This is a genomic window from Halothiobacillus diazotrophicus, assembly GCF_001663815.1.
In the GTDB taxonomy this organism is placed as follows: Bacteria; Pseudomonadota; Gammaproteobacteria; order Halothiobacillales; family Halothiobacillaceae; genus Halothiobacillus; species Halothiobacillus diazotrophicus.
The window spans coordinates 2761217-2785329 of the sequence record NZ_CP016027.1; the positions used below are offsets into that span (position 1 = coordinate 2761217).

Here is a 24113-nt window from a genome sequence, read left to right on the forward strand (position 1 = left end):
GGTGCATAGTTGCAAGCAAGGGCGTCGCCCACAGGGAGGTTCCGCACATCATGCGTTTGCAGTCTTATCATCATCCCGCGCCTAACATCACGCCCAACCCGACCGCCCACCGGCTGCGCCGTTGGGTTCCCTCCGCGCGCCGCGCTCCGGCGGCGGGTTAGCTTAGGCGTTATACGCAAATCAGATGAAGCTAATAGCACTGATGTCAAAGAAAGAACTAAAGGGCGCTCTGGTTCGCTCAATAGTACTGGAGTATCAAAATAATAAACTGCGCGCCTCAATGTCATGGGGCTTTGATGCGCCGCCTTCAATGTTTGTTTCTAGAAGGAATCGCATTCGATTGGCAAAGCTTTACTCGCGCAAATATGAGCCCGTCAGTCGATTTTTATTTCAAAGGAAATTGCCGTCTGGTGCTGAATGGGAGGGTACAAAAGAACTAGTATCAAACCCCATAAATTCATGGGTGGATGGTGTGTGGATCCATATAGCATGTTCGGTTCCTACGGAGCACTGCCGTGGCATATAAATCGTATAACAATCACATCAAGCTCACTCCCCTTGGTCGCTGGGACGCCGCTACCGCGGCGCCCCTTATGTGAAACGTTAGCCGGTCAAGGACGGCATATGGCGGAACAGAACAGAGACCTGGAACAACTCTTTGACGCCTACTTCCATCAGGACTGGGCGGTAGAGCACGCCTCTTGGCAGGCGGTTGCTGAGCAGTTTGTAGCGGATTCCAACGCACCCCTGCCGGAATACGTCGCCACCAAGTTGAGCGAGCTTTCCGAGTCTCCCATTTCGGACTGCGAGCTAAGTCAAGCTGTGCAGGCCATGGGGTGTTACTACTGGCCGGGTTCAGAACACGGGTACCGTTCTTGGCTTCAGCAACTAGCCGTACACTTGCAGGTGGCTGCGGCGGCTAACAACTCGTCCAAGCGGACACGCTGACGCGTGCCGCTTAACTCAAGCGTTATGCATCAATATGAAGATCGAAGAAATATTTAAAAAGTCGCTGACAGAGAATCTTTCATACGGCGACTTTGAAAGCTTCTCTGCTGAGGAAGGAGTCAGTATTGAGGATTCTTTCAATCAGGTATCGTTGTTTATAGCAAGGAAGTTTGATGCGGGCGAAATGTCTTATGAGGACGGCGACAATGCTATGAATGGTGTGTGGCCTATCATGCTTGATTTCACCATGAAACACGATATTCCGCTTGTTGAGCCGTGTTATGAAATCTACTGCGCATTTGATGCAGGTGAGTACGACCATAGAGATCAGTGCGATCCTGTGGAAAAATATACAAAGCCAGCGATTAAAGAAGCGCTAAGAAATGCATAACCATTTGTTCAAGTCGTTCGCTTCGCTCACTGGGACGCTCTGCCGCGGTGCGGCTCCGCGCCCCTTAACAACGCGTTAGCTCTAAAAACAAAGAGATGAACATGAACTGGAAAAATAAAATGTGGAAGTATTTAACAGCATTTTTCGTGCTGTTAATTATACTTAATCCAGAAATGGCGCAGCTCGCATTTTTTATTGATGCAGTTGGTTTAGAAATGTTTCTAATGTTATTAGAAGTTCAGTTCATCGCAATACTAGGTATGTTTTTTAATACGAAAATTAAACCAATATTTTCATATATCATAAACTTATACTCTAAACACTTCCTGACATTGTCATGGAAAAATATTAAAGAACATCCTGAAAACCTTATGCTAGCTGTACCAAGTCCAGCAGCCCTTATGAATATGTTAGTTTTTTTGGTAGCAGTTGGTATCTTACTCAATGCTCATTAATGAAAGAGCTAACAAGAAAATTAACCTGACAAATATTTCAGTGGGCCAAAAACGCCCACTAAAATATTCGCAGGTTATTTAGTCGTTATACGGCTTAACTCAACATCAAGCAGCCTGCACTGCCAAGAACGATGAAAGTGATCTACAAAATCACATACCCAAACGGCAAGATTTACATTGGCCAAGACATAACAGACGACATCAATTATTTTGGCAGCGCGAATAGCACACTGATTGCACAAGACTTCACAAGAGAACAACGCCGCGACTTCACCATAAGAAAAGAAATTCTTTGGGAGTCAGACACCGTAACGGATGGTGAGTTAAATCAAAAAGAGCGAGAGTACATTCTGGCATTTCGCTCCAATGATCCCGCTATCGGTTACAACAGAAACCCTCCGTTCAAAGGGTAGTCGCCATGCCGTATAACATTTCAGTCAACCGGACGCGCCAACAGCTACGCTGTTGGGGTTCCCTCCGCGCTGCGCGCTCCGGCGCCGGTTACTTCCAACGTTAGGCACTTGGGTGGTTTTTGGTGTTTTCTGCCAGCAGTTCGGTAGCCCAATCTGGCAGCAAACACGCCCTTCAAATTCCGGGTCGCGCATCGTTGGGGCTTGGTGCATAGTGGCTGGGAAGGGCGTGGCCCACAGGGAGGTTCCGCACGTCATGGTTTCATCGTCATTTCATCATCCCGCGCCTAACATCACGCTCAACCCGACCGCCCACCGGCTGCGCCGCTGGGTTCCCTCCGCGCGCTGCGCTCCGGCGGCGGGTTAGCTTAGGCGTTAGATTTCAACAAAGATAACCGGAGGGAACCCAAATGACATCGATTACATTCGCCATAAAATATCATTATGGTGATGCCGAACAAGGACGGCTTGACATGTATGATGCGTCGGTGTCATTCCAGGGTTTTGCGCGGGCACTCTCAATTACAGCTCATGCCTTATTGAATGATGGTGAAATAAGAAAAAAAGGGCACCAGATAACAGGTGGCGAACTCTATATTAATCCATCAAGGAAAGGTAGCTTTGAGCAGATAGTAACGTTCGTAATTACCAACCAAGATGCAATTGGCGCCAGCATTGCAGCCGCAGCTTTCTATGATCTCATAAAGTGGACATGGTCAAAAACACTAGAGATTGCCTACGAACCAGAAACACCACACGTACGAAAATTATCTGAGAGAATTGAGCCATTTATTGGTGAAATGGAAGAAGTGCTTGAGGTCCCGCTAGAACAAGCGCATAGACCGATCAAAAAAGATGAAAATGTGGTTGTCACTATCAAGCGCCAGAGAATCGGTGAGGTTGTTCGTTGGGATTCATCAACTTTGGAGAAAGTGTCGCTTCGTGTCGAAGAGGCTACTACGCACAACATTCGCGGCAACGTTACTCGATACAATATACTGTCTGGCTACGGAAGGTTCTATGATGATGAGCTAGATAGAACCGTATCATTTAAAATTGGTGATGATGTTAGTTCAGCACAAAAACAACTCCTTACGTGGTCAATGCACTACGCACAGGAAACTCAAGGTGAGGGAAAACTGTTTATTGACGCCAAGAGGGTCCTTACCTCAAAAGGAGTCACAAAGCGTTATTTAATTTCTACTATCAAACAGGCGTAAAATCTAACACGGCGCTCAAAATGGACGCAAATTCCGCTGCGCTCCATTTGCGCCCTTTAGCTAGGCGTTAGGCACTCGGGTGATTCTTGGTGTTTTCTGTCATCAGTTCGGTAGCCCAATCTGGCCGCAAACACGCCCTTCAAATTCCGGGTCGCGCATCATTTGGGCTTGGTGCATAGTGGCAAGCAAGGGCGTCGCCCACAGGGAGGTTCCGCACGTCATGGTTTCATCGTCATTTCATCATCCCGCGCCTAACATCACGCTCAACCCGACCGCCCACCGGCTGCGCCGATGGGTTCCCTCCGCGCGTCGCGCTCCGGCGGCGGGTTAGCTTAGGCGTTAGCTGCTTCAAGGAGAAAGTTCATGGGCCTTCATGTACACAATCTTGGAAATCTACCAAACACTGATGATGGAAGAGATTACTTCATCTATGTTCTCGACTATGGATGGAAGGAACCGCTGACGGATGCTCTCGTGGCTAACTTCACGAACATGGCGCGAATGGCGTCCCAAACAAGATCAGTGGTGGTGGCGGGAATCGAACCAATTCATTTTGCGAATGATGTGTTTTCATGGCACGGGATCAATGGTGAGGATGGAAAGCAGATTCTTCCCGCCATCCTTATAACAACGCTCACACCTTCGTATTTCAGGGAGCACAACGAAGAGTATCGAAGGTCTGGTGAAATTGATGACAAGCTACTATTAATTCCTCTGAAGTCGGCATGCAAAACAACAGACGATGTAATTCAACTGATAAAGTCAATTTTCAATGACATCAAGGAAAAGAAAAACCTTTCCGGATTCGCTGTTGCAAAAACAATCAATAAGAATGGTTTTCGCCGCCTTGCAGATGCGGTGATACTCGAACCAAACATATCGGGGGTTGGAATTGATCTTCGTAAACTGTTTCAGTCCGGCAGCTAACAAGGCGCTCGTGTGGGACGCTGCGCCGCGTTGCGGCTCGCGCCCCGCAGCTTAAACGTTAGAGCGCAACGCCCATGAAGTATTTGTCACTGTTTCGAATGCCAACCCCGATGAAAATCACCGGGCGATCTTCAAGCATCACGAACGCTTTTATTAATTCGATAATTCCGGTCGTGCTGCCCAGCGCGGAAGAAGTAAAGCAGGCATTGGAAATACTCAGAATGACCCCCGAAACATTTCAGTGTGCATACTGTGGCAGCGTGGCTTCGGAATGGGACCACCTCCGTCCACTCGTAAAAGACAAAAAACCAACTGGGTACATTTCCGAAATCCACAACCTCGTACCTTCCTGCGGAAAGTGCAATCAATCTAAGGGCAACAAGGAGTGGAAAACCTGGATGCTCAGTAGTGCAAAACTATCGCCCACAGCGCGCGGCATCAAGGACATTCCAGAACGAATAAAGCGTTTGGAGGCTTACGAGAATTTCAAGGCACCAACAAAAATGGATTTTGCTGCCATTGTTGGTCCCGATGTGTGGGCGCAACACCAAAACAATCTAGAGCGAGTGCAGTCACTCATGCGCGAATCGCAGGCGCTCGCTACAAAAATCAATACCGAGGTCGCCAATGCATACAAAGCGCTCTAACCCGGCAGTCGAGAGGGACAGCCAAAAAGCGGCGCTTTTGGGTTCCCTCCGCGCTTCGCGCTCCGGCTGCCCCTCACTTCTACGTTAGGCACTCGGGCGATACATGGTGTTTTCTGTCAGTAGTTCGGTAGCCCAATCTGGCCGTAAACACACGCTTAAAATTCCGGGTCGCGCATCGTTGGGGCTTGGTGCATAGTGGCAGGGAAGGGCGTCGTCCACAGGGAGGTACCGCACGTCATGGGTTCATCGTCTTTTCATTATTCCGCGCCTAACATCACGCTCAACCCGACCGCCCACCGGCGGCGCCGTTGGGTTCCCTCCGCGCGTCGCGCTCCGGCGGCGGGTTAGCTTAGGCGTTAGGCACTTGAGCGGTTCTTGGTGTTTTCTACCAGCAGTTCGGTAGCTCAATTTGGCCGCAAACACGCCATTCAAATTCCGGGTCGCGTATCGTCGGGGCTTGGTGCATAGTGGCAAGAAAGGGCGTCGCCCACATTGAGGTACCGCACGTCATGGGTTCATCGTCATTTCATCATCCCGCGCCTAACATCACGCTCAACCCGACCGCCCACCGGCTATGCCGCTGGGTTCCCTCCGCGCGTCGCGCTCCGGCGGCGGGTTAGCTTAGGCGTTAGGCATACACATGAATCAGGCACTTGATGAGAATATGTATAGTAGTTTAATGGAAACGCTGGCCTATTTTTCATCTGTTAAAGCTCAGGAAAAGTATATGATCAATGGCACTCCTGAGGAGTACATAACACCAGACGATCTAGTAGAAGACTTTATTACTGAATTCGAATTTTTTCATAATTCAGAATTTCCTCAGCGCCAACAACAATTTGAAAATAATTTGAGTCACAATGTGCAAGCGGTGCTACAGGACTTGTATAGTCACTTAAAAAGTAACGAGCTGGATTTGGAAAAATATTCATTCGAAACTTTAAATAAACTAATACACAGCGATCCAGCGTGGGCTAAAGCGAGGGAGCTAGCTTTAAAAACTATTGAATTAAGTCAATTTAATTTAGCCAAGTGGGAGAGTGAAAATGCCTAACAAAGCGGTCAAGTTCACTCCGGTCGCAAAAAGCGCGCCCTGCGCGGGACGTGCTACGCGTTGCTCCGCACGCCCCTTACCTTGGCGTTATGCGACTAGGAACGTTTAGTGGAGCGCCATTCTGGTGACAATAAGAAAGAAAATGTGCGCCTGGATTCGAGAATAAATATTTCCTCGCAAAAATGAGAAGAAGATGAAAATTCAGGAAATATTCTCCCGGTATACGGAGGCTGTTGCGCTACTCCATCTGTACCAGAGAGCGGTTAAGGCCAATGCCACGAAGGAATTGGCGGAACTAGATAGGTATGCAAAGGCTCTGGAAAATCATCCCGATCTAAAGGAGCTTCCGACTTCCATTGACAATATTATATTTCGCAGTGCTCACGACGGCAGACCAAGAGTATTTGCGCACAAGAAAACGAGCCTCAAAGAAAAGGCTGCCCAAGTCTTCTATCACAAGAACAAGCAATACCAGTGGCTTCTGTCGGAGGCATACGAGCTTTTCGCTGATTTTGTAGAGGAAGCGTATGCGTATGCCGGATATATCGACAATAACTTCTGGCCGTTAAGTGACTTTGGTTCAATAACTTTGTCTGAGTTGAAGACTAAAGACTTTGAGTGGTTTGCCCATCAGTCGAGAGCAAAGCGCGATGTTCCGCAAAGTGCCCTAAATAGATTCAGGGAGAAACTTCCAGATTTCGCTGATCTGGAGAAGAACAATAAAATCAACCTTGATCTAAAGTTACTTGTGATACTGGTTGAGCATCTACGGCACCTCATCGTTCACATGGGCGGCGTCTCGAAAGATAAAGAGAAGTTCATTGATAACGTTATGAAGAAGACCGGATACTCAACAAAAGGTGAGGCCGCAGAGGAACACATTAAATTCATCAATGGCTTTTTCGCAGACGGCAAGCAGAAGAATACGGTCGCTCTTTTGGAGGTCAAAGTGAACCCGGAAATCCCATTAGATATTCACGTAGACATATTTGACATGCTGTCTTCTGGCCTTGTTTCATGTGCTCATGCCTTGGGCGAGGCGTTGATTGCATATGAGGCCAGCATTAAGAAGTAGTCGCATAACACTTCGCTGCAGGCGCGACGGCCCTGACGGGCCGCGGCCTGAGCTCAAACGTTAGGCACTCGGGTGATTCTTGGTGTTTTCTGTCAGCAGTTTGGTAGCTCAATCTGGCCGTAAACACACGCTTCAAATTCCGGGTCGCGCATCGTTGTGGCTTGGTGCATAGTGGCAGGGAAGGCCGTCGCCCACAGGGAGGTACCGCACGTCATGCGTTCGCAGTTTTTGCATTACATCGTGCCTAACAACACGCTCAACCCGACCGCCCACCGGCTGCGCCGTTGGGTTTCCTCCGTGCGCCGCACTCCGGCGGCGGGTTAGCTTAGGCGTTGGGCGTCACGAAATGCCACACGAACACATTGAGAAGCTTGCTAGAAAAATGCGGGCCGCTATCGAAGCATTGCCGCGCGAAGCGTTACCAACTCCTATGTCATCTTTCCCCGCGGGTTCCTGCGGCGACGCCTCTTTGTTGCTCGGTGCCTACTTTAAGGACAGCGGAGTTCTTGGGTTTGAATACATTTGCGGCGATCGTGGAAGTCAGCAAGACAATACGTGGACGTCTCATGCTTGGCTTTCCAACGGCCCACTGATCGTCGATATAACGGCTGATCAGTTCGAAGACGCTCCGGCGAAAATCATTGTTTCCGAGCATTCCTTATGGCATGCAACGTTCACAACAGAAAAAGGACAGAACTCAGATTTTCGTGCTTGGAGTGGGCCGGGAACGTATCACTTGCACACCATGTATCAGGTATTGCGTCCTTCCCTTTTTGGTGCAGAGCCAAAATGAAGCGACGCCCAACCCATCATTCCACCGGACCTTGCGCATACAGCCGCGCAAGGCCGGTGAATTCAGACGTTAGGCACTTGGGCGATTCTTGGTGCTTTCTGTCAGCAGTTTGGTAGCCTAATCTGGTCGCAAACACATGCTTCAAATTCCGGGTCGCGCATCGTCGGGGCTTGGTGCATGGTGGCAAGGAAGGGCGTCGCCCACAGGGAGGTTCCGCACGTCATGTGTTCATCGTCTTTTCATCATCTCGCGCCTAACATCACGCTCAACCCGACCGCCCACCGGCCGCGCCGTTGGGTTCCCTCCGCGCGTCGCGCTCCGGCGGCGGGTTAGCTTAGGCGTTGGGCCTCATCTTGAAGACAGCCGCGATTGCTTCAGCACTGATACTGATGGCTGGCAATGCGGTTGCCGGCTGGTATCGCGTTACCAATTACGTTGGTCAAATCGGTGCCGCTTCGGTTCACCTTTCCATTCAGCGATACGACTTTGGACCCGGAACCACTGTGGAAGGGAGTTACTACTACGACAAACATTTGTCCCCGATTCCTATCTACGGACTGGAAAACGATGATAAGAGCCTCACACTTTGCGAGGTTCACACACCTGAAGAATACGAAAAGGCGATTGTCCACGGTTTCAAGAATGGCGCTTACGCGATTGGGTGTCCGCTTCATCTCACGCCAACCGATGATGGGGCGGTAGGAGAGTGGCGCGATTCTCGCCATTCCTATTCGATTTCCCTAAAACGTGTAGGTAGCCTCGACACCACCAAAGAAGTGCAAGTTGTCGGCGTCGTGGAAATCCCATTCTGGGGACAAACTGAAAGGCATGCGTTTATTGGCAGCTATCAGGCATCCTCGCCGGAAGTCAGGGTGCAGGTGGTAAGCAAGAACACCGGCATGGTTGTTCAAACACTCGACATCAATCCTGATTGCGGCTTTGGGCATTACATGACGCCGATTTACATGAATTTGGAGCGCAGTCATTTCCACCCAGAGGAGGTCTACCTAAATTGCTGGTCGCCTCATTACGGTCAGTCGGCCTATTACTCGTTCGATAGAAAGACGGGGAAGTTCAAGTGGTCGCGAAACAGATAAGGCCCAACCCATCATTCCACCGGACCTGTCGCGGCAAGCCGCGCCAGTCCGGTGAATTCAAACGTTAGGCCCTCATCAAGTATATGAATATTCGGTTTGCTCGAATAAATGAAATAGAAGAAATACGAGTTCTAATTGAGTTGTCTACCAGTAATTTACAAGCGGGATTTTATCGCCCTGAAATTATAGGGGAAGCATTAGAGCTTGTTTCTGGAATCAAAAAAATGGTTATTGAAAGAAAATTATTTATTGCGGAGGTATCAGGTAGCATTGTTGCTATCGGAGGGTATAAGCATTTGCAAGGAAGTAATGAAGCGGAATTAAAGGCATTCTTTGTTCACCCTGGGCATGCGAGGCAAGGGGTCGCCAGCGAAATACTGAATAAATGTGTAGCTCAACTAAAACTAGAAAAAGTTAAAAGACTGTTTCTGGTTGCCACATTAGCTGGCGAACCGTTTTACATTAAACACGGTTTTAAAGAGTCAAATAGAGAGAGCGTTACTCTTTCTAGTGGTTCGAAGTTTGAAGTGGTTCATATGAAAAAAACACTATGAAAAATGGCCTAACAAAACCAATTGAGAGGGACATGAACTGAACTTCTGAATCGCCACCAATTCCCTAGACACATTCCAACCGTTCGTGGTGACGCCGCTCGTAGTCTACAGGCGACATCAATTCGTTAGAACCATGATGACGTCGGGTGTTATAGAACATCTCGATGTAATCGAAGATGTCAGCCCGGGCTTCGTCTCTTGTGTTGTAGATTTTCCGTTTTACCCGCTCACGTTTCAGTAGCTGAAAGAAGCTTTCCGCGACCGCATTGTCGTGGCAATTGCCGCGCCGGCTCATGCTGCCCTCCAGCCCGTGGGCTCTCAGAAACGCACTCCAGTCGTGACTGGTGTATTGGCTGCCTTGATCCGAATGCACCACCACCTTGCCGGTGGGTTTGCGCCGCCATACGGCCATCAACAACGCATCCAGCACCAAATCTCGGGTAATCCGTGATTGCATGGACCAACCGATGACCCGGCGCGAGAACAAATCCAGTACCACCGCCAGATACAACCAGCCCTCGTGGGTACGGATATGCGTGATGTCGGTCACCCAGCCCTCGTTCGGTGCCTCCGAGTTGAACTGACGCTGCAGACGATTTGGGGTGACCTGGTGGACAGTGCCGGCCCTGTGTCGTGGTTTTCGATAACCCACCTGTGCCCGTATACCTGCTCCGCGCATGAGGCGATGCACGCGGTTGGGACCGCATGTCTCGCCAACCTCACGTAGATCGCTGTGAATCTTGCGATAGCCATAGACGGCCCCCGACTCTAGCCAGAACTGTTTGATCAGCCCCGATAAGCGGTCATCCTCGCGACTTCGTGCAGACCGTGGTGCGCGCATCCAGGCGTAGAACCCGCTCGGATGCACATCCAGTAAGGCGCATAGCCGTCGCACAGCCCACTGCTTACGATGTTCCGCAATAAAGGCGTACCTCACCCGGATTCCTTGGCGAAGTACGCCGCGGCCTTTTTTAGGATGTCGCGCTCCTCCGTGACTCGCTTGAGTTCCTTTTGCAGGCGGCGGATTTCAGCTTGGTCATCGGCCTTGACCTGATACTCATCGGACCGTGGGCCGTACTTCTTGATCCAGGCATACAGGCTGTGGGTCGTGACGCCCAATCGATCGGCAACCTGGGCCACGCTGTGACCACGATCCGTTACCTGCCGGACCGCTTCACGTTTGAATTCTTCGGGATAACGCTTGCTGCTCATGAGTACCTCTCTGATAACCATTCTGGATGGCTGAAAGGTGGCTAGCAAACTGGTGGCGATTCAGGTCACTATTCCAGGCCTACCATTCTCTTAACCCGACCGCCCATCTGAGTTGTGCCGATGGTTTCCGTCGATGCTTTGCGTTTCAGCGGTGGGTCGGGTTGGCGCAATTGATCGGTCAATTTTTTCGTCATCCAAGGGAGATTGAAAAATGGAAATCAAGCAGATCGTTGAACCCGACGGCACCGTCGTCATTCTGGCCGCCTCCATTCCGACCGAGGACGTCATCGTCCGGTCAAAGGCGGGATATGTCCCGCAATATGTCACAGACATTTTTGGCAAGACCCCCAGGGTCACGAAGGACGTGACCCTCCTGAGACTCATCAATATTTCGAGAAAGTCATTTCCGGAGTTCGAACTGGTCAGTTTGGGCACGCCGGTCAACTTCGATGTCGCTCCAACGCATCTGACGCGCGTTGAAATGCATTTCAAGACGCCGGATCAGGTCGAGAAATGCCTCAAGGAGATCGATACGTCGGACATGATGATTCGCATGCGGGTCCAGCCGGCGTGGGACTGGCAGTGCATCCTGCGCCATGACAATAGCGTGGTTTTGCATGTTGGTTGGTATGACACCGTTTATTTCCTGCAATTCAAGGATATATTCCTCGGTGATCTCCACTGCCGGTATTCCGCAAAGTTTGGATTCGATCCGAGGGAGGCGAAGATGACGCACTTCCGCTACGACGCTCAGGGAAATCTCGACGTGGTCGACTCCCTGGATGAGCGGGAGCAGGCGGCGGATGCGATCAAGGACCAGGTGGAATTCCTTCGCGTGTTCCGCGACGGGACGGTTGAAAAGACCTAGCGGGATCCGTGACAGCAGTCGAGCAAATCAGTCCGACAGTGGATGCAGGCCTCACGCTGTCGGGCTGTTCCGCGGCCCGCGTTCGACATGGCTGGAAACAATCGAATAAGGAGGTGTCGACATGATTTGGCATAAAGGCGGTTGTCACTGCGGCAGGGTGCGTTTCGAGGTCGAGGCGCCGGAAGTCCTGGCCGTGTCCGAATGCAACTGTTCGATTTGCTCGAAAACCGGCTATCTGCATTTGATCGTGCCCAAATCGCGATTCCGGCTGATTTCCGGGCAGGACGATCTCGTTACCTATACCTTCGATACGCATGAAGCGAAGCATCTCTTTTGCCGGACCTGCGGGATCAAGTCTTTCTACATACCCCGGTCGCACCCCGACGGTTATAGCGTGAATGCCCGATGCCTGGATGAAGGTACGGTCACGGGGATGGATATCGAGCCATTCGATGGCAAGCACTGGGAAGCCAATATTCATCGATTGACGCCCCTTGCCAATCCATAGCTCGGGCTTGCCTGTCACAATGCATGTCGGGATGTATCGCCCCTGTGGGCGTGCATCGGAGGCATCGGATGTGGGCACATAAAGGGCAACGTGATTTCTAGAACTTCCCTGCGGATTGCGGCAATTTCCCTGGTCGTGATGGTCGCGTTTGCGGCCAATTCGCTGCTGTGTCGAGAGGCGCTGGCTTCGGGGGGGATCGGTGCGGCGAGCTTTACCCTGATTCGCCTCGTTTCCGGCGCGACATTCCTGTGGCTGCTGGTGGGATTGCGGCAACGAACCTGGGCGGTTGGGGGCGATTGGTTGTCGGCACTGGCCCTGTTCGGTTATGCGGCGGGTTTTTCCTTTGCCTATGTCGGTTTGAGTGCCGGAACCGGGGCGCTGCTGCTGTTCGGGGCCGTGCAAATCACCATGATCGCCCACGGCCTGCGTGCCGGTGAGCGGCTGACCGCATGGCAGGCTGTCGGGGCACTCGCCGCCTTCGCGGGGTTGGTCTGGCTGGTCTTGCCGGGGGTGCAGGCGCCACCGTTGCTCGGGGCCGTACTGATGATCGGCGCCGGTATTGCCTGGGGGGTGTATTCCCTGCGTGGCAGGGGCGGCGCATCGCCGATCCGGGCAACGACCGGCAATTTCGTGCGATCCGTCCCCTTGGCGCTTGGGTTGTTTGCCGTCGTTCATGTGTCTGGCCTGCAGGAACCGATGGCGGCGCAGGGGGTATTCTACGCCGTGGCTTCCGGCGCGCTGGCTTCCGGCCTGGGATATGCCCTGTGGTATGCCGTGCTTCCCGCTCTGCGAGCCACCACGGCAGCCACCTTGCAGCTCTCCGTGCCGATCATCGCAGCGCTTGGCGGCGTATTGCTGTTGGGCGAGGCGTTGACGTTGCGGTTCGGGGTGGCAACACTTGCCGTATTGGGCGGGTTGCTGGTGTTCATTCTTTCTCGTCTGGCGCCGCACGATTTCGGGCAGGCTTTTGAATTTTCGAAATCAGGGGATATTCGTGATGAATCACCATGAGGCACCCATGCTGGGGGGACGCAGACTGAACCGTATGGGGTTCGGGGCCATGCGTCTTCCCGGCGTTCGAGACGTGCCGGAAAATACCGAGCGCGCCCGTTCGATTCTGCGGCGCGCCGTCGCGCTCGGGGCGACGCTGATCGATACGGCCGATTTCTATGGCTCTGGCCTGGCCAACCGGTCGATCTCAGAGGCTTTATCTCCGTATCCGGAGGATCTGATCATCGCCACCAAGGTCGGCGTCAAAGCCGGGGCAGGGGGGCGTCCCGAATCCGCCGCAACGCCCGATGAGATTCGTGCATCCGTGGCGCGAAACCTGGAAACTTTGGGCGTGGAACGTCTGGATCTCGTTTTTCTGCGGCTGGCGGGGGGGCCGCTGGCGGATTCCGGTGTGCCAATCGAAACCTCTTTGGGGTGCCTTGCCGAGTTGCAGGCTCAGGGACTGGTTGGCCATGTTGGCTTGAGCAGCGCTAGCATGACGGACATCGAGCGCGCAAACGCCGTGGTCCCCATCGAGGCGGTGCAGAACGCCTATTTCATTGGGCATACCGATTCCCGCGACGTTCTGGCCTGGTGCGACAGTGTGGGTATTCCATTTCTGGCGTACTTCCCGTTGGGCATGGGCAAGCTACCCAAGCACGATGCGGCATTGCAGCGAATCGCAACAGCCCGAGGGGCCACCGCAGCACAGATCGCTCTGGCCTGGCTGTTGGCCTTGTCGCCGATGATGGTGCCGATTCCGGGGACTGCTGATCTCGCGCACTTGGAAGAAAACATGGATGCTGTCCTTCTCGACCTATCCGGCGATGAGGTCGCCCAGTTGAATGCGGTCGGTGATTAGCGGCTGCAACTTCCGGTGTGAGGCTTTGGGGTGATGGGGATCGGCTGCTTCGTATCCCGCGTGCTCAAATCGTTCAAGGAATAGTCCCATGAGCCAATTAGTCGAATACATCCCGAATCAGCTCTGGATTCTGGAATATCCCGTGCACTATTCCGGCATGGATCTGTTCGCCCGGATGACGCTGATCCGCCTGCCCAACGGCGATCTGCTCGTGCACGACCCGTGTCGCATCGACGCGGCGGTCAAAGCGCAGATCGACGCCATCGGCCCGGTTCGGTACATCGTCGCGCCGGGGTCATATCACCACCTGTACGTGACGGATTTCCAGCGCGAATATCCGGCGGCGGAGACGTGGCTCTGCCCGGGGCTGGAGCGCAAGCGACCGGATATCCCCTTCGATTGGATTCTGGGCAATCGGCCGGATCATCGTTGGGCGGACGTCCTGGATCAGGTGCTCGTACAGGGCACGAAATACCTATGGGAAGTGGCCTTTTTCCACAAGCCGTCGAAGACGCTGATTCTGGTGGATCTGCTGGAAAACATCGGCAACGATTACCGCCATACGGCCGGTCCGGGCTTACGCTTCTGGTGGAAATGGATCTTCCGGATGTGGGGGCGGCCGAAGGCGGCGCCGGAATACCAGATGGGCTGGGGTGACCGGCGGGTCGTCCGGCGGGCGCTGGAAACCATCATCGGCTGGGATGCCAATCGGATCATCCTCGCTCATGGCGAACTGGTGGAGCGCGACGTCGGCAAGACGCTCACGACCGCCTGGCGCAAGGTGCTGGATGCCTGATGCGTTCGTGCTGTTGCTTGCCGTACCCTTAAGTAACGGTACCGCTTGTGTAACGGTACAACGTGAGTAACGGGACAGCTTGAGTAACGGTTCCGTCCGTTGTCATGCCGGATGCTTAATGCGTCAAAACAGAAGGGGGCAGATATGGCGATGATCGAGCAGTTTCGGCTGTATGCCGACTACAACCGGCTGATGAATGCCCGTCAGTACGCTGCCGTCGCCCAGCTTCCGGACAGCGAATTGCGGGGCGACCGCGGGGCGTTCTTCGGATCGGTACTTGGTACCCTGAACCACCTGCTTGTCGGTGATATCCTGTGGCTCAAGCGATTTGCCAGCCATCCCGCGAGCGCGTCTGCCCTGAGCCCGGTTATCGAGATGCGCAAGCCGGTGGCGCTGAACGAGATTCTGTTCGATGATCTGGCAATGCTTCGCGATCATCGTGTCGCGCTGGACGCACTGATCGTGGCATGGTTGGCCGGGCTCACCGACGGGGATCTGGGGGACGCGCTGGCCTACGAAAGCATGAGCCGCGGCCATTTTCGAAAGCCGATCGCCAGCCTGATCAGTCATTTCTTTCTGCATCAGGTCCACCATCGCGGACAGATCACGACGCTGCTGTCCCAGGCGGGGGTGGATTTCGGGGAAACGGATCTGGTCGAGATCATCGACGATTGCCCGATCTGACGGGGTATCGTCCGGAAGGGGGCGGCGCCGGTGTTGCCAAGGCCCCAGGTTCATTAACTCTGGTTCATGAGCTCTGGTTCATGGACCATAAACGATCGTCGTGCGGGGATACGTGTGTAGATGCCCAAGGAGGTTGGCGCGCCATGACCAATGCCAGGATCGAGGTGATCGGGATCGACCATATTTACCTGACGGTATCCGATCTTCGGCGCGCGGAGTCGTTTTACGACCTCGTTTTGCTCCGAACGCTGGGATTCCGCAAGAGCCGATTCGCGCTGGGCGGGGATCCGCATATTCAGTATTACAACCGCCATTTCGGTTACGTGTTGCGACCTTCGCATCGGGCGGGCACCCATGACGCGGACACGCCGGGACTGCATCATTTCTGTTTTCGCGTGGCCACCGTCGAGGCGGTTCAGGCCGTATCGACACAGCTTCGAACCCTGGGGATCGATGCGTCCGAGGCGCAACGCTATGAAGAATACGCCCCGGACTATTGGGCAACGTTCTTCAGCGATCCGGACGGTCTGCGGCTCGAAGTGACCAATTACCGCCAGGAGCGGCAACACCGCCACGACAACTGGTTAATGGAGGAGTGACCCATGCTGGAAATCCGGCCGACCTGTGAGCACTGCAACAAGCCCCTGCCGCCCAACGCGCCGGATGCGCGTATCTGCAGCTACGAATGCACCTTCTGCGCGGATTGCGTCGAGGCGGTTCTGCACAACACCTGTCCGAACTGTGGCGGTGGTTTCGTGCCGCGGCCCATCCGCCCCGCCAGGAACTGGAAGGGCGACAATTATCTTGGTGCCCATCCTGCGAGCACGCGGGTCATCTTCCACCCCGTCGATCCCGAGCGTCATGCGCAGTTGCTCGCCGCGCAGTCCGGATTGCCGCCCGGGTTGCGGTGACAACCGAATGACCGCCTAGGCGTGCGCCATGGGAAAGGGGCGGCTGGAAGCGTTCAGTGACGGGGTGCTGGCCATCATCATCTGTTGCAGGCATCGCAACGGATGACGGGTGCCGTTCTGTGGGCCAACATGCATTTGCTGTTCTGGTTGTCGCTCTTTCCCTTTGCGACGGCGTGGATGGGCGAGAATCATTTCGCGTCCAACCCAACCCTGGTCTACGGCGTCGTGCTGCTCATGGCGGCTGTGGCCTACTTCGTGCTGCAGCAGGCGATCATGGCGGCGGACGGTCCGGATTCCGAGCCGAGGAAAGCCCTGGGTCGGGATTGGAAAGGCAAGGTATCGGTAGCACTGTATGCGGTGGGTATCGGGGCCTCGTTCTGGCGGCCGATGCTTGCACAGGCCATCTATGCTTTTGTCGCGCTCCTGTGGCTGATTCCCGACAGACGTATCGAACGGCGCATGTCCTCCCGGGATGGCTAGATTCTGCCGTCGAGGTCTGCGGCGGCCAAGCGTGTCGAGAGGGCGCCATGACGCGTGCGGACGGGGACCGGGAAAGCACGAAACCGACAGGGGACGAATCATGAGCAGTACATTACGCAGCCAACCAGGGAAGCCACGGGGCTTCGTCGGGCAAATCCTCGGTCAGATCATAGCCTGGTATGACCGCCTCGACGAAGCCTGGACCGTCGAGCAGCTCCAGATCGCCGACGCGCAAAAAGTGTTGGAAATCGGTTTCGGTCCGGGTCAGGCGTTGGGGCTTTTTGCCGCGGCAAATCCCCTGGCCACCCTCACCGGGATCGATCACTCCGAGACGATGTCTCGAACGGCACTGCGCAGGAACCGTGCAGCGGTGGCCGCAGGTCGGGTCCGTGTGCTCTGCGGTACCGTTGAATCCCTGCCTTTTGCGGATCGGAGTTTTGACCAGGCCTTTTCCGTCAACAGCGTTTATTTCTGGCCCAGTCCCGTCGATGCATTTCGCGAGTTGTTGCGCGTGCTCAAGCCATCCGGGTATCTTGCGGTTACGGTGCGGGACCGCCAACGGAGCAGCTATGCGTCTTTCGGCGCGGAGAATCTGACGGCTCTGTTGACGGCTGCCGGTTTTTCGTCGGTCGAGGTGCGGCACAACGGCGTCAGATGGCATCCCCTCATCTGCGTCATCGCGGTCAAATGAAGCATCGTTTTCCGGAGGGGCTGGCGAAAGCGGTTTTGCGCCGCTTGTCCCATGCGGGTCACCATTGAGGAGAGGGCATTCCGTCATGCAGGTGCCGCGCACCCAAATGCTTCTGATCGCTTCGCTGATTTTGATTGCTGTGCTGATCTGGTCGGGCATAGTTGCCTATGATCGGCCGATCTGGGGGCTGGAGGTGTTTCCTGTCATCGCCGTCTTGCCGCTGCTTTGGGTCACTTATGGCCGATTTCCCCTGACGACATTGCTCTATGTCGGCATATTCCTGCATGCGCTCGTCCTGATCCTGGGCGGCGCCTATACCTATGCCCGGGTGCCGCTCGGTTTCGAGATCGCCGACTGGCTGGGCCTGACGCGTAATCCCTACGACAAGATCGGTCATTTCTTCCAGGGATTCGTGCCGGCACTGGCGGCCCGGGAGATTCTCATCCGGGGGGCTTATGTACGCGGCAACCGGATGCGAACTTTTATCGTGATCTGCATCGTGTTGGCCATCAGTGCGACCTATGAGCTGATCGAGTGGGGGGCGGCTTTGTTGGCCGGGGAAGGCGCAACGGCTTTTCTGGGCACGCAGGGCGATCCCTGGGATACCCAATCGGACATGCTGTTTGCACTGATCGGCGCGGTCGTGGCTTTGGCGTTCTTCGCCCGCTGGCAGGATACCCAGATTCGCGCATTGACGGGGCCAGGCACGGCCGGCATCCGTCAGCCCTGAGCGTTTGAACCGGTCGCCTGTTCAGCTGCTGGGTTCGGGCAGATCGGGCATTTCCGGAACCCGAGGAGCGGACGGTATGGCCGGAACCGTCGGCGGCGAAGGTACAGGCGGCGGAGCCGGAATGGCGGGCAGCGTCGGCGCCGGCGCTACTTCGGGTGGTGAGAAATCCGGGACGTCCGTCACATCGGGGTGAGCAATCTCGGGCGGGGATGGCGCCTGCTCGGGTAACTCGATCCCATGCGAAGGCAGGGACGGAATGGCTGTGGGGTTGGGCAGATCATCGGGCGCCAGCTCGTCCACTTGTCCGGAAAGAGCGTCGGGCACGGAATCGACAGCGTGGTCCCGGGTGCCGTCCAGTACCGTCTTCGCCCGATCCCCGAGCGGATTGGCCCTTTCGCTCGGATGCGTTTCCGATGAGGCCTTTTCTGGCGCGCGAGTCTGCTGGGGATTGGTTGCGTTGAGACCATAATGCATGGGATCGACGGATGGCGTGATTCGCTCAAGCCGGATGACGCCAGGGGCGGCGATGGTCCCGTCCACAAGACCCCAGACGCGTGTGGTCCGCAGGTCGGGCTTGAGTGCGATCGCTGCAGTGTCGCCCGTCAGGCGGTAGTCGTTGCAGTACGTGCCTTCCTGGGTTTTCCGGATCAGGCCGTAGACCGCGATCCGCGTACCGATGGCTGAGGCCTCACCGGCGGGTCCGGTTTCGTGGGCGATGCGCGTCAACTGCGGTTTGCCCGACACATAGCGTCCATGCGCAACAATCGATTCGGCCGGTGCAAGTTGGGCTGCCAGCCGATGCGACAGCGGGAGCCATTGTCCACCGATCCGGATGGCGCGGCGGTCCGGGCTGACGGCCTCGATCACACCGCGCAGCAACAGCGAAGTGCTGGCGGTCTTCGCGTCGCTCCGGAGAATGGCCGTGGCGCGCCAGTGATTGTGCCCCGCGCTCAATGCACTGATTCGAACCCAGTCGCCCTTGTGAAGCTGCTTCAGGCGGATGGGGGCACTGCTGACCCCGGTGATGCGCGTGGTGCCCGTGATCCGGACCGTCTGACCCAGCAGTCGGATCGACTGATCGGCCAAATTCACCTGCTCGATTCGTCCGGCCAGCGCACGGCGCGCTTGGACCAGCAGGGCGATCCATCGGCCATGTTCGTGACGCCCGATGACGGTGACCACGTCGCCCAACTGCAGATCCTGCTCCTGCGCGACCGTGCCGTCGATGCGGAATTGCGTCTGGGGCGTGAAGTGATATTCCTTGCCCAGGACGAACACGCTGCCGAATCGCTGGATCGGCCCGACGGCCACGATGCCGGTGCCGCCGATACCCCCGGGCATCCGACCTGTTCCACCTATTCCGCCGGGCAGCATGCCGGTGCCGCCAATCCCGCCGGGCTGCGCCAGCAGGGGCTGGGTCAGCAAGGCAAATCCCAGGATCAGAAGCGCGCTGAAGCGACGAAGGAGCGCGTGGCCCCACTGGGCCGGTCGTGCGTGTGGATTGAGTTCCATCCGGTTCGGACGTGTTTGGCGCCTAGACATCTGGTTGGCCATCCACCTTGTCCGTCGCCGCTTCACCGCCCGGGTTGCTGCTCGGGTTGCTGCTCGGGTTGCCACCAGGGTTGCCACCAGGATCGTCGGCAGGTGCAGGTCCGGCCGCGCGGGACGGAACTGCTTCCTCGTAGTAATAGACGCCCATGCGAAGCCGGCGTGACGGCTCATGCTGCGCACCCGTATCTCGCCGGGAAACCCGTTCGTAGGCCGTGCGGATCATCTGGCTGCCGAGTTGGCGCAATTCGGACCGAACGTCATCGACCACCGACGGCGGGAGCGCATCGAAATACACCGCCTGTTCGATGAAGGGCGGGTCGATACCCTGAAGATTGTGTACGGCGCTGGCGAGATGATCGCCCACGTTGGCGCCCAGAAAGACGAGGCGGTCTTCCGGCACGTCCGACACGTAGCTCGTGCGCAGCAGATGAAACAGGCCGGAACGCTCTTCGACGATGCCCGCACGGATCAGATCGTCGAGAATCGTGCGCGGGCGCATGTCGGCCTTGATCTCGCGTGCCAGGGTTTCGATGCAGGGGCTCTTTTCGGCGCGCAGGGGCAGGGCGCGGGGTTCGCCGCGTTCGTCGACGCAATCCGGATGCGTCACCCACAGGGCAACAAGCTGGGCCGCGATATTGGCGCCTTGTCGCATGGGGAGATCGTCGGGGCTCCGGTCTGCCAGTTCCTGGCGAATCCGGTTGACTTCCTTGCGGTGGACACCGCTGAGAAGACTGACCTTGCTGTCCGTCAATGGCGGGGCGCCCGGTGGACGCAATCGGCAGGATTCCTCCACGCAAACCACCTTCAGCAGTTCGGCCATCGCGCCATAGGTCCAGCCGTGTCCGATCAGGAATCGGACCAACGGACGGAAGATGGCAATAGCTGCTGATTTGACGGCATTGTTCATGACAAAAATCTTAACATAAGCCCAGGCGACTTGACGTGGGAAATTTTCCCACTAAGATAAATTTTGCCTGGACGACAACGTTGGTCACCAGGCAACGAATACCTGTCCGCATAGGAGTTTTGCCATGACGAAGACAATGAAGAAGACCCTTCCCTTTTCCATTTCCCTGCTGGCCCTGGCCATGGGCCTCGGTATGGGCGGCGTCTCGGAGGCCGCGTCTGCCACATCTCAGACCCAGGTTCAGGCTGGCACGCAGATCCAAGCCCAGGGTGATACGGCCTCTCAGGGCACAGCCGTATCTCTGACGACCGGTTCCGAAGTGGATACCTCAACGGCGGCGGATGCCGATCATGAAGACGCTGTCTCAGCGCGCATCCGCGCGCTGGTTCAGGCCCAGACCCGTGCCCGGATGCAGGGTGAAGGGCGGGCAGCAACCGCCCTACAGCTGGCATCGACCGAGGGGGCGGAGTCGCACATGACTACGGCCGTTCAATCGAATGCCTCCGGTGCGGCGCAAGCACCGGCAATCATGGAACAATCGGATATGGATAATTCGGGATCTGCGACGGCGGTGATCAATGCGCCGCAAATCCAGAAGCCGGAGATTCAGAAGCCAGAAATCGAAAAACCGGAAATCGAAAAACCGGAAATCGAAAAACCGGAAATCGAAAAACCGGAAATCGAAAAACCGGAAATCGAAAAACCGGAAATCGACCATCCCGCCGTCAGCGTGCCTGACGTTCATACGCCGTCGGTAGACACCCCGGAAGTCGAGGCACCGTCCGTGTCCACCCCGGCAGTGAATGTCCCACAGGTCACGACACCGTCTGTCGAGGTGCCGGAGGTCAAGACGCCCGAGGTCGAGGCACCTTCGGTACACGTACCTGAAATCCATGCGCCGGAAGTCCATGTTCCCGACGTTGAGACGCATTGATTTCACGATTTGCTTGCCGGCTGCACCTTGCAGTCGTGCAAGCGGCTTATATGCTTCTTTTGCCGCGTGGCTAACCTGCGGGTTATCTTCGCCGCCGGTTTTTTGCGTTCGGTCGGTTTGACCGGATGCAGTTTGTGTCTCCTGGCACATGATCGATGTTGCTGGGGTTTACCTGGACGAGGGGCATTCATGCCGTCCCAAGTGCCGGTGCTTCTCGTCCGCTCAATTCATGTTGCCGATCGAATAAAGAGGAATTTTTACGATGCGCTACTCTCAAGTACTTGTCGCCACAGCCCTGCTTGCAGGTACGGCTGTCGCCCATGCCGATCCGAAAATCACCTTGAGCAACAATGCTGCATTCTTCCAGGGAAAGTACGGCACGGATCATACGATCAACATTTACTACGATGCCACGGACGTGCAGGTCAGTGACAAGAAGTGGAAACTCAAGCTCACGCTGCCCTATCTTTCCGTGAAAAATCTGCCGGTCGGCGCGCAGATTTCATCGGGCGGGGTCGTTACCGGTGCGTCCACCACGCAAACCCGCAATGCCAGCGGTATGGGGGATGTCTGGCTGTCCGGCCAATACACGTTGTTGCCTGCCGAGGGGCATGTTCCTTCCGTTTCACCCTATGCCAAGGTGAAATTCGGGACGGCATCGTCGTCTTCGGGACTTGGGACCGGTCGTAACGATTATGAGGCCGGGGTGATGTTCCAGCAGATTGCTTCACCGAAGCTGTTTCCGTTCGCGAAGCTTGGGTACCGGTTTATCGGCAAGCCCGCCGGTTCGAATTACCGGAACATCGCGACCTATCAGCTCGGCGTCACCTATGCGGTGTCCCCGCGGAGTTTCATCACGCCGATGTTCAGTGGGCAGCAATCGATGGTACGGGGTAATGCGAATCCGGCCGATGCGGTTCTGGCCTGGAATTACAACGTGACCGACAAGGGTAGCGGGTTCCAGGTGTATCTCGACAAGGGGCTGAGTTCGGGGAGTGCGAATTTCGGTATCGGCGTGGGCGGCCAGATCGTCTTCTGAGACGTTTCAGTCGAGGAGGGCGTGCCTATCGTCGATTGTTGGTGGGGTCATCAAGACGCAGAGGCCTGTTTTACCCCAGCCTACGGCCGGGTATTCTCCTCCAGCATGGCGAGCCATGTGATCGCCTGATGACGATCGTTGCGACACATCTCTTCGCTGGGGTTCAGGCCTGAACAGCAGCTGGGTCGCTCCGGTTTGCCGAAGATGGCACAGCGGAAGTCGGCCGTCAGTTGCACGCAGGGAACCCCGGCCGGTTTGCCGTTCGGCATGCCGGGTATGGGACTGCTGATCGAGGGAGCGATACAGCAGGCACCGCATCCTTGTCGGCAATCGAGGGGTTGGGTCGGTGTCATCGAGTGTCTATCCCGTTCTGATGGGCCACGATATGGTCTGTGACGTATGGGCGTCGGATTTTCCGGTCATGATTGGAACATCTGCCGGATCCAGCGAGAGGGGTTGATGGGAAAAGGCGCGCCGGGTATGGTGCCAAAACAAAGGCGACCCATGAAGGATCGCCTTGGTCATCAAAGAGTTGATGGAATTTGATGGCGGAGGATCAGGGATTCGAACCCTGGAAGGGGGTAAACCCTTGCCGGTTTTCAAGACCGGTGCATTCAACCGCTCTGCCAACCCTCCGCGAGGGTGCGAAGTTTCCTGAAATCCTTGTGCGATGTCAAGAATGTTGCAAAAAAATCGGGGTGTATCTTTTATGTCATTTGTGTTGCATTTTTGATAAAACCAATTATCAGACGGCCCGTTGCAGTTTATGAATTTATGCTAAATTGATTACGAAATTCATCCGTGTTTTCTGTGGTGTTGTTCTTTATTAATTTTAGTGGGGTTTTGTTTCCATGCGCGCTTTAACTGTTGCTTCTTTGGGTATTCTTGCCTTGTCACTGGCTGCTTGCAGCTCCACGCCCACCAAGCCGGCAGGCACTGCCGGTGCCGGTGCCGCTAACGCGGGTGCCAGCACCGCCGGCATGAACGGTGCCGACATGGACGAGTCCATGCTGTATGCCGCTGCGCCGAAAGGTGCCGCTGCGACCGTTTACTTCGGTTTCGACAAGTACAACGTCGATCCGTCCTACCGCCCGATGCTGCAGCAGAATGCGAGCTTCCTGAAGGAAAACGCCAAGCGTCACGTTCTGGTCGAGGGTAACACCGACAACCGTGGCAGCCGCGAGTACAACATCGCCCTGGGCGAGAAGCGTGCGACCGCCGTTCGGGATATCCTGCTGGCCGACGGTGTGGCACCGAGCCAGGTTGACGTGGTCAGCTACGGTGAAGAGCGTCCGGCCGTCGAAGGCAACAACGAAGCGGCTTGGGCGAAGAACCGCCGCGCCGACCTCGCCTACGGCAAGTAATGTTCGATCCGTTCG

At 55.5% G+C, this 24113-nt stretch carries 30 protein-coding genes and 1 tRNA gene; 26 read left to right on the forward strand and 5 right to left on the reverse strand.

Annotated elements, in window-relative coordinates; all coding sequences use genetic code 11:
* Positions 1-624 precede the first annotated feature (624 nt).
* The 12 genes from A9404_RS12320 to A9404_RS13245 all read left to right on the forward strand — a co-directional run bounded on the left by A9404_RS12320 (position 625) and on the right by A9404_RS13245 (position 9571).
* A complete protein-coding gene (locus A9404_RS12320) occupies positions 625-948 on the forward strand; it encodes a contact-dependent growth inhibition system immunity protein (protein WP_066102142.1) in 324 nt (107 codons plus the stop codon).
* 34 nt (positions 949-982) lie between these two features.
* A complete protein-coding gene (locus tag A9404_RS12325; RefSeq protein ID WP_066102145.1) occupies positions 983-1339 on the forward strand; it encodes a hypothetical protein in 357 nt (118 codons plus the stop codon).
* A 101-nt stretch (positions 1340-1440) separates the two neighbouring features.
* Positions 1441-1794: a type 2 periplasmic-binding domain-containing protein gene (locus tag A9404_RS12330; RefSeq protein ID WP_156521325.1), complete on the forward strand. Its 354-nt coding sequence runs from the start codon at positions 1441-1443 to the stop codon at positions 1792-1794.
* A gap of 131 nt (positions 1795-1925) precedes the next feature.
* Positions 1926-2207 (forward strand): GIY-YIG nuclease family protein, encoded by a 282-nt coding sequence (locus A9404_RS12335; protein WP_066102152.1) that lies wholly within the window; start codon positions 1926-1928, stop codon positions 2205-2207.
* A 407-nt stretch (positions 2208-2614) separates the two neighbouring features.
* Positions 2615-3424, forward strand: coding sequence for a DUF7947 five-stranded beta-barrel domain-containing protein (locus A9404_RS12340; protein WP_066102155.1), 810 nt, complete (start codon positions 2615-2617; stop codon positions 3422-3424).
* Positions 3425-3787: 363 nt separating this feature from the next.
* On the forward strand, positions 3788-4351 hold the full coding sequence (locus A9404_RS12345) for a hypothetical protein (protein WP_066102157.1): 564 nt from the start codon (positions 3788-3790) through the stop codon (positions 4349-4351).
* A gap of 74 nt (positions 4352-4425) precedes the next feature.
* Positions 4426-4998, forward strand: coding sequence for an HNH endonuclease (locus tag A9404_RS12350; protein ID WP_197490356.1), 573 nt, complete (start codon positions 4426-4428; stop codon positions 4996-4998).
* Between the two features lie 640 nt (positions 4999-5638).
* Positions 5639-6052, forward strand: coding sequence for a hypothetical protein (locus A9404_RS12355; RefSeq protein ID WP_156521326.1), 414 nt, complete (start codon positions 5639-5641; stop codon positions 6050-6052).
* A 193-nt stretch (positions 6053-6245) separates the two neighbouring features.
* On the forward strand, positions 6246-7127 hold the full coding sequence (locus A9404_RS12360) for a hypothetical protein (protein ID WP_066102165.1): 882 nt from the start codon (positions 6246-6248) through the stop codon (positions 7125-7127).
* 346 nt (positions 7128-7473) lie between these two features.
* Positions 7474-7920 carry a hypothetical protein gene (locus A9404_RS13470; protein ID WP_156521327.1) on the forward strand — a complete coding sequence of 149 codons (447 nt, stop codon included), beginning with the start codon at positions 7474-7476 and terminating at the stop codon, positions 7918-7920.
* A gap of 353 nt (positions 7921-8273) precedes the next feature.
* Positions 8274-9017: a hypothetical protein gene (locus tag A9404_RS12365; RefSeq protein ID WP_156521328.1), complete on the forward strand. Its 744-nt coding sequence runs from the start codon at positions 8274-8276 to the stop codon at positions 9015-9017.
* Between the two features lie 83 nt (positions 9018-9100).
* Positions 9101-9571 (forward strand): GNAT family N-acetyltransferase, encoded by a 471-nt coding sequence (locus tag A9404_RS13245; RefSeq protein WP_082922964.1) that lies wholly within the window; start codon positions 9101-9103, stop codon positions 9569-9571.
* 64 nt (positions 9572-9635) lie between these two features.
* On the opposite strand, the gene A9404_RS12370 is transcribed toward A9404_RS13245, so the two are convergent.
* Positions 9636-10783 (reverse strand): IS3 family transposase gene (locus tag A9404_RS12370; RefSeq protein WP_156521329.1). Its coding sequence is split into 2 segments (ribosomal slippage): positions 9636-10537 and positions 10537-10783, totalling 1149 coding nucleotides; the frame shifts between segments, so codons are not numbered across the junction.
* A gap of 211 nt (positions 10784-10994) precedes the next feature.
* Between A9404_RS12370 and A9404_RS12380 the strand changes: the two genes are divergently transcribed.
* The 11 genes from A9404_RS12380 (at position 10995) to A9404_RS12430 (ending at position 18303) form a co-directional block, all read left to right on the forward strand.
* On the forward strand, positions 10995-11651 hold the full coding sequence (locus tag A9404_RS12380) for a hypothetical protein (RefSeq protein WP_066102174.1): 657 nt from the start codon (positions 10995-10997) through the stop codon (positions 11649-11651).
* A 121-nt stretch (positions 11652-11772) separates the two neighbouring features.
* Complete coding sequence (locus A9404_RS12385; protein ID WP_082922965.1) at positions 11773-12159, forward strand: GFA family protein; 387 nt, start codon at positions 11773-11775, stop codon at positions 12157-12159.
* Between the two features lie 138 nt (positions 12160-12297).
* The gene (locus A9404_RS12390) at positions 12298-13170 is read left to right on the forward strand and encodes a DMT family transporter (protein WP_066102177.1); all 873 of its coding nucleotides are present in this window, start codon (positions 12298-12300) and stop codon (positions 13168-13170) included.
* Positions 13157-14011: an aldo/keto reductase gene (locus A9404_RS12395; RefSeq protein ID WP_066102179.1), complete on the forward strand. Its 855-nt coding sequence runs from the start codon at positions 13157-13159 to the stop codon at positions 14009-14011. Before A9404_RS12390 ends, A9404_RS12395 begins: the two co-directional genes overlap by 14 nt.
* An 88-nt stretch (positions 14012-14099) precedes the next feature.
* Positions 14100-14807 (forward strand): DUF4336 domain-containing protein, encoded by a 708-nt coding sequence (locus A9404_RS12400; protein WP_066102183.1) that lies wholly within the window; start codon positions 14100-14102, stop codon positions 14805-14807.
* Between the two features lie 144 nt (positions 14808-14951).
* The gene (locus tag A9404_RS12405) at positions 14952-15491 is read left to right on the forward strand and encodes a DinB family protein (RefSeq protein ID WP_066102186.1); all 540 of its coding nucleotides are present in this window, start codon (positions 14952-14954) and stop codon (positions 15489-15491) included.
* Positions 15492-15634: 143 nt separating this feature from the next.
* Positions 15635-16090 (forward strand): VOC family protein, encoded by a 456-nt coding sequence (locus tag A9404_RS12410; protein WP_066102189.1) that lies wholly within the window; start codon positions 15635-15637, stop codon positions 16088-16090.
* 3 nt (positions 16091-16093) lie between these two features.
* The gene (locus A9404_RS12415; protein WP_066102192.1) at positions 16094-16402 is read left to right on the forward strand and encodes a DUF1272 domain-containing protein; all 309 of its coding nucleotides are present in this window, start codon (positions 16094-16096) and stop codon (positions 16400-16402) included.
* A 102-nt stretch (positions 16403-16504) separates the two neighbouring features.
* Positions 16505-16882: a TMEM175 family protein gene (locus tag A9404_RS12420; protein ID WP_066102194.1), complete on the forward strand. Its 378-nt coding sequence runs from the start codon at positions 16505-16507 to the stop codon at positions 16880-16882.
* Positions 16883-16982: 100 nt separating this feature from the next.
* Positions 16983-17573 carry a class I SAM-dependent methyltransferase gene (locus A9404_RS12425; protein ID WP_066102197.1) on the forward strand — a complete coding sequence of 197 codons (591 nt, stop codon included), beginning with the start codon at positions 16983-16985 and terminating at the stop codon, positions 17571-17573.
* A 106-nt stretch (positions 17574-17679) separates the two neighbouring features.
* Positions 17680-18303: a DUF2238 domain-containing protein gene (locus A9404_RS12430; protein ID WP_231880917.1), complete on the forward strand. Its 624-nt coding sequence runs from the start codon at positions 17680-17682 to the stop codon at positions 18301-18303.
* Positions 18304-18324: 21 nt separating this feature from the next.
* On the opposite strand, the gene A9404_RS12435 is transcribed toward A9404_RS12430, so the two are convergent.
* A complete protein-coding gene (locus A9404_RS12435; protein WP_156521330.1) occupies positions 18325-19845 on the reverse strand; it encodes a DUF5666 domain-containing protein in 1521 nt (506 codons plus the stop codon).
* Positions 19838-20761, reverse strand: coding sequence for a DUF6502 family protein (locus A9404_RS12440; protein WP_066102203.1), 924 nt, complete (start codon positions 20759-20761; stop codon positions 19838-19840). The genes A9404_RS12435 and A9404_RS12440 overlap by 8 nt, the downstream gene beginning before the upstream one ends.
* Before the next feature lie 124 nt (positions 20762-20885).
* On the opposite strand from A9404_RS12440, the gene A9404_RS12445 reads away from it, so the two are divergent.
* Together A9404_RS12445 and A9404_RS12450 are read left to right on the forward strand one after the other, a co-directional pair.
* On the forward strand, positions 20886-21695 hold the full coding sequence (locus A9404_RS12445) for a hypothetical protein (protein ID WP_066102206.1): 810 nt from the start codon (positions 20886-20888) through the stop codon (positions 21693-21695).
* 262 nt (positions 21696-21957) lie between these two features.
* Positions 21958-22734 (forward strand): transporter, encoded by a 777-nt coding sequence (locus tag A9404_RS12450; protein ID WP_066102209.1) that lies wholly within the window; start codon positions 21958-21960, stop codon positions 22732-22734.
* Between the two features lie 80 nt (positions 22735-22814).
* On the opposite strand, the gene A9404_RS12455 is transcribed toward A9404_RS12450, so the two are convergent.
* Together A9404_RS12455 and A9404_RS12460 are read right to left on the reverse strand one after the other, a co-directional pair.
* Positions 22815-23087 (reverse strand): YkgJ family cysteine cluster protein, encoded by a 273-nt coding sequence (locus A9404_RS12455; protein WP_066102211.1) that lies wholly within the window; start codon positions 23085-23087, stop codon positions 22815-22817.
* A 193-nt stretch (positions 23088-23280) separates the two neighbouring features.
* A tRNA-Ser gene (locus A9404_RS12460) sits at positions 23281-23370 on the reverse strand.
* A 215-nt stretch (positions 23371-23585) separates the two neighbouring features.
* On the opposite strand from A9404_RS12460, the gene pal reads away from it, so the two are divergent.
* A complete protein-coding gene (gene pal / locus A9404_RS12465) occupies positions 23586-24098 on the forward strand; it encodes a peptidoglycan-associated lipoprotein Pal (RefSeq protein ID WP_066102214.1) in 513 nt (170 codons plus the stop codon).
* The last annotated feature ends 15 nt before the right edge of the window (positions 24099-24113 follow it).

Coding starts and splice junctions, on each gene's coding strand:
- A9404_RS13245 (WP_082922964.1), top strand. CDS start 9,101: ATGAATATTCGGTTTGCTCGAATAAATGAAATAGAAGAAATACGAGTT.
- A9404_RS12425 (WP_066102197.1), top strand. CDS start 16,983: ATGAGCAGTACATTACGCAGCCAACCAGGGAAGCCACGGGGCTTCGTC.
- A9404_RS12390 (WP_066102177.1), top strand. CDS start 12,298: ATGGTCGCGTTTGCGGCCAATTCGCTGCTGTGTCGAGAGGCGCTGGCT.
- A9404_RS12355 (WP_156521326.1), top strand. CDS start 5,639: ATGAATCAGGCACTTGATGAGAATATGTATAGTAGTTTAATGGAAACG.
- A9404_RS12360 (WP_066102165.1), top strand. CDS start 6,246: ATGAAAATTCAGGAAATATTCTCCCGGTATACGGAGGCTGTTGCGCTA.
- A9404_RS12340 (WP_066102155.1), top strand. CDS start 2,615: ATGACATCGATTACATTCGCCATAAAATATCATTATGGTGATGCCGAA.
- A9404_RS12330 (WP_156521325.1), top strand. CDS start 1,441: ATGAACTGGAAAAATAAAATGTGGAAGTATTTAACAGCATTTTTCGTG.
- A9404_RS12430 (WP_231880917.1), top strand. CDS start 17,680: ATGCTTCTGATCGCTTCGCTGATTTTGATTGCTGTGCTGATCTGGTCG.
- A9404_RS12445 (WP_066102206.1), top strand. CDS start 20,886: ATGACGAAGACAATGAAGAAGACCCTTCCCTTTTCCATTTCCCTGCTG.
- A9404_RS12350 (WP_197490356.1), top strand. CDS start 4,426: ATGAAGTATTTGTCACTGTTTCGAATGCCAACCCCGATGAAAATCACC.
- A9404_RS12420 (WP_066102194.1), top strand. CDS start 16,505: ATGACGGGTGCCGTTCTGTGGGCCAACATGCATTTGCTGTTCTGGTTG.
- A9404_RS12440 (WP_066102203.1), bottom strand. CDS start 20,761: ATGAACAATGCCGTCAAATCAGCAGCTATTGCCATCTTCCGTCCGTTG.
- A9404_RS12415 (WP_066102192.1), top strand. CDS start 16,094: ATGCTGGAAATCCGGCCGACCTGTGAGCACTGCAACAAGCCCCTGCCG.
- A9404_RS12320 (WP_066102142.1), top strand. CDS start 625: ATGGCGGAACAGAACAGAGACCTGGAACAACTCTTTGACGCCTACTTC.
- A9404_RS13470 (WP_156521327.1), top strand. CDS start 7,474: ATGCCACACGAACACATTGAGAAGCTTGCTAGAAAAATGCGGGCCGCT.
- pal (WP_066102214.1), top strand. CDS start 23,586: ATGCGCGCTTTAACTGTTGCTTCTTTGGGTATTCTTGCCTTGTCACTG.
- A9404_RS12345 (WP_066102157.1), top strand. CDS start 3,788: ATGGGCCTTCATGTACACAATCTTGGAAATCTACCAAACACTGATGAT.
- A9404_RS12400 (WP_066102183.1), top strand. CDS start 14,100: ATGAGCCAATTAGTCGAATACATCCCGAATCAGCTCTGGATTCTGGAA.
- A9404_RS12435 (WP_156521330.1), bottom strand. CDS start 19,845: ATGTCTAGGCGCCAAACACGTCCGAACCGGATGGAACTCAATCCACAC.
- A9404_RS12450 (WP_066102209.1), top strand. CDS start 21,958: ATGCGCTACTCTCAAGTACTTGTCGCCACAGCCCTGCTTGCAGGTACG.
- A9404_RS12395 (WP_066102179.1), top strand. CDS start 13,157: ATGAATCACCATGAGGCACCCATGCTGGGGGGACGCAGACTGAACCGT.
- A9404_RS12380 (WP_066102174.1), top strand. CDS start 10,995: ATGGAAATCAAGCAGATCGTTGAACCCGACGGCACCGTCGTCATTCTG.
- A9404_RS12325 (WP_066102145.1), top strand. CDS start 983: ATGAAGATCGAAGAAATATTTAAAAAGTCGCTGACAGAGAATCTTTCA.
- A9404_RS12335 (WP_066102152.1), top strand. CDS start 1,926: ATGAAAGTGATCTACAAAATCACATACCCAAACGGCAAGATTTACATT.
- A9404_RS12405 (WP_066102186.1), top strand. CDS start 14,952: ATGGCGATGATCGAGCAGTTTCGGCTGTATGCCGACTACAACCGGCTG.
- A9404_RS12410 (WP_066102189.1), top strand. CDS start 15,635: ATGACCAATGCCAGGATCGAGGTGATCGGGATCGACCATATTTACCTG.
- A9404_RS12385 (WP_082922965.1), top strand. CDS start 11,773: ATGATTTGGCATAAAGGCGGTTGTCACTGCGGCAGGGTGCGTTTCGAG.
- A9404_RS12455 (WP_066102211.1), bottom strand. CDS start 23,087: ATGACACCGACCCAACCCCTCGATTGCCGACAAGGATGCGGTGCCTGC.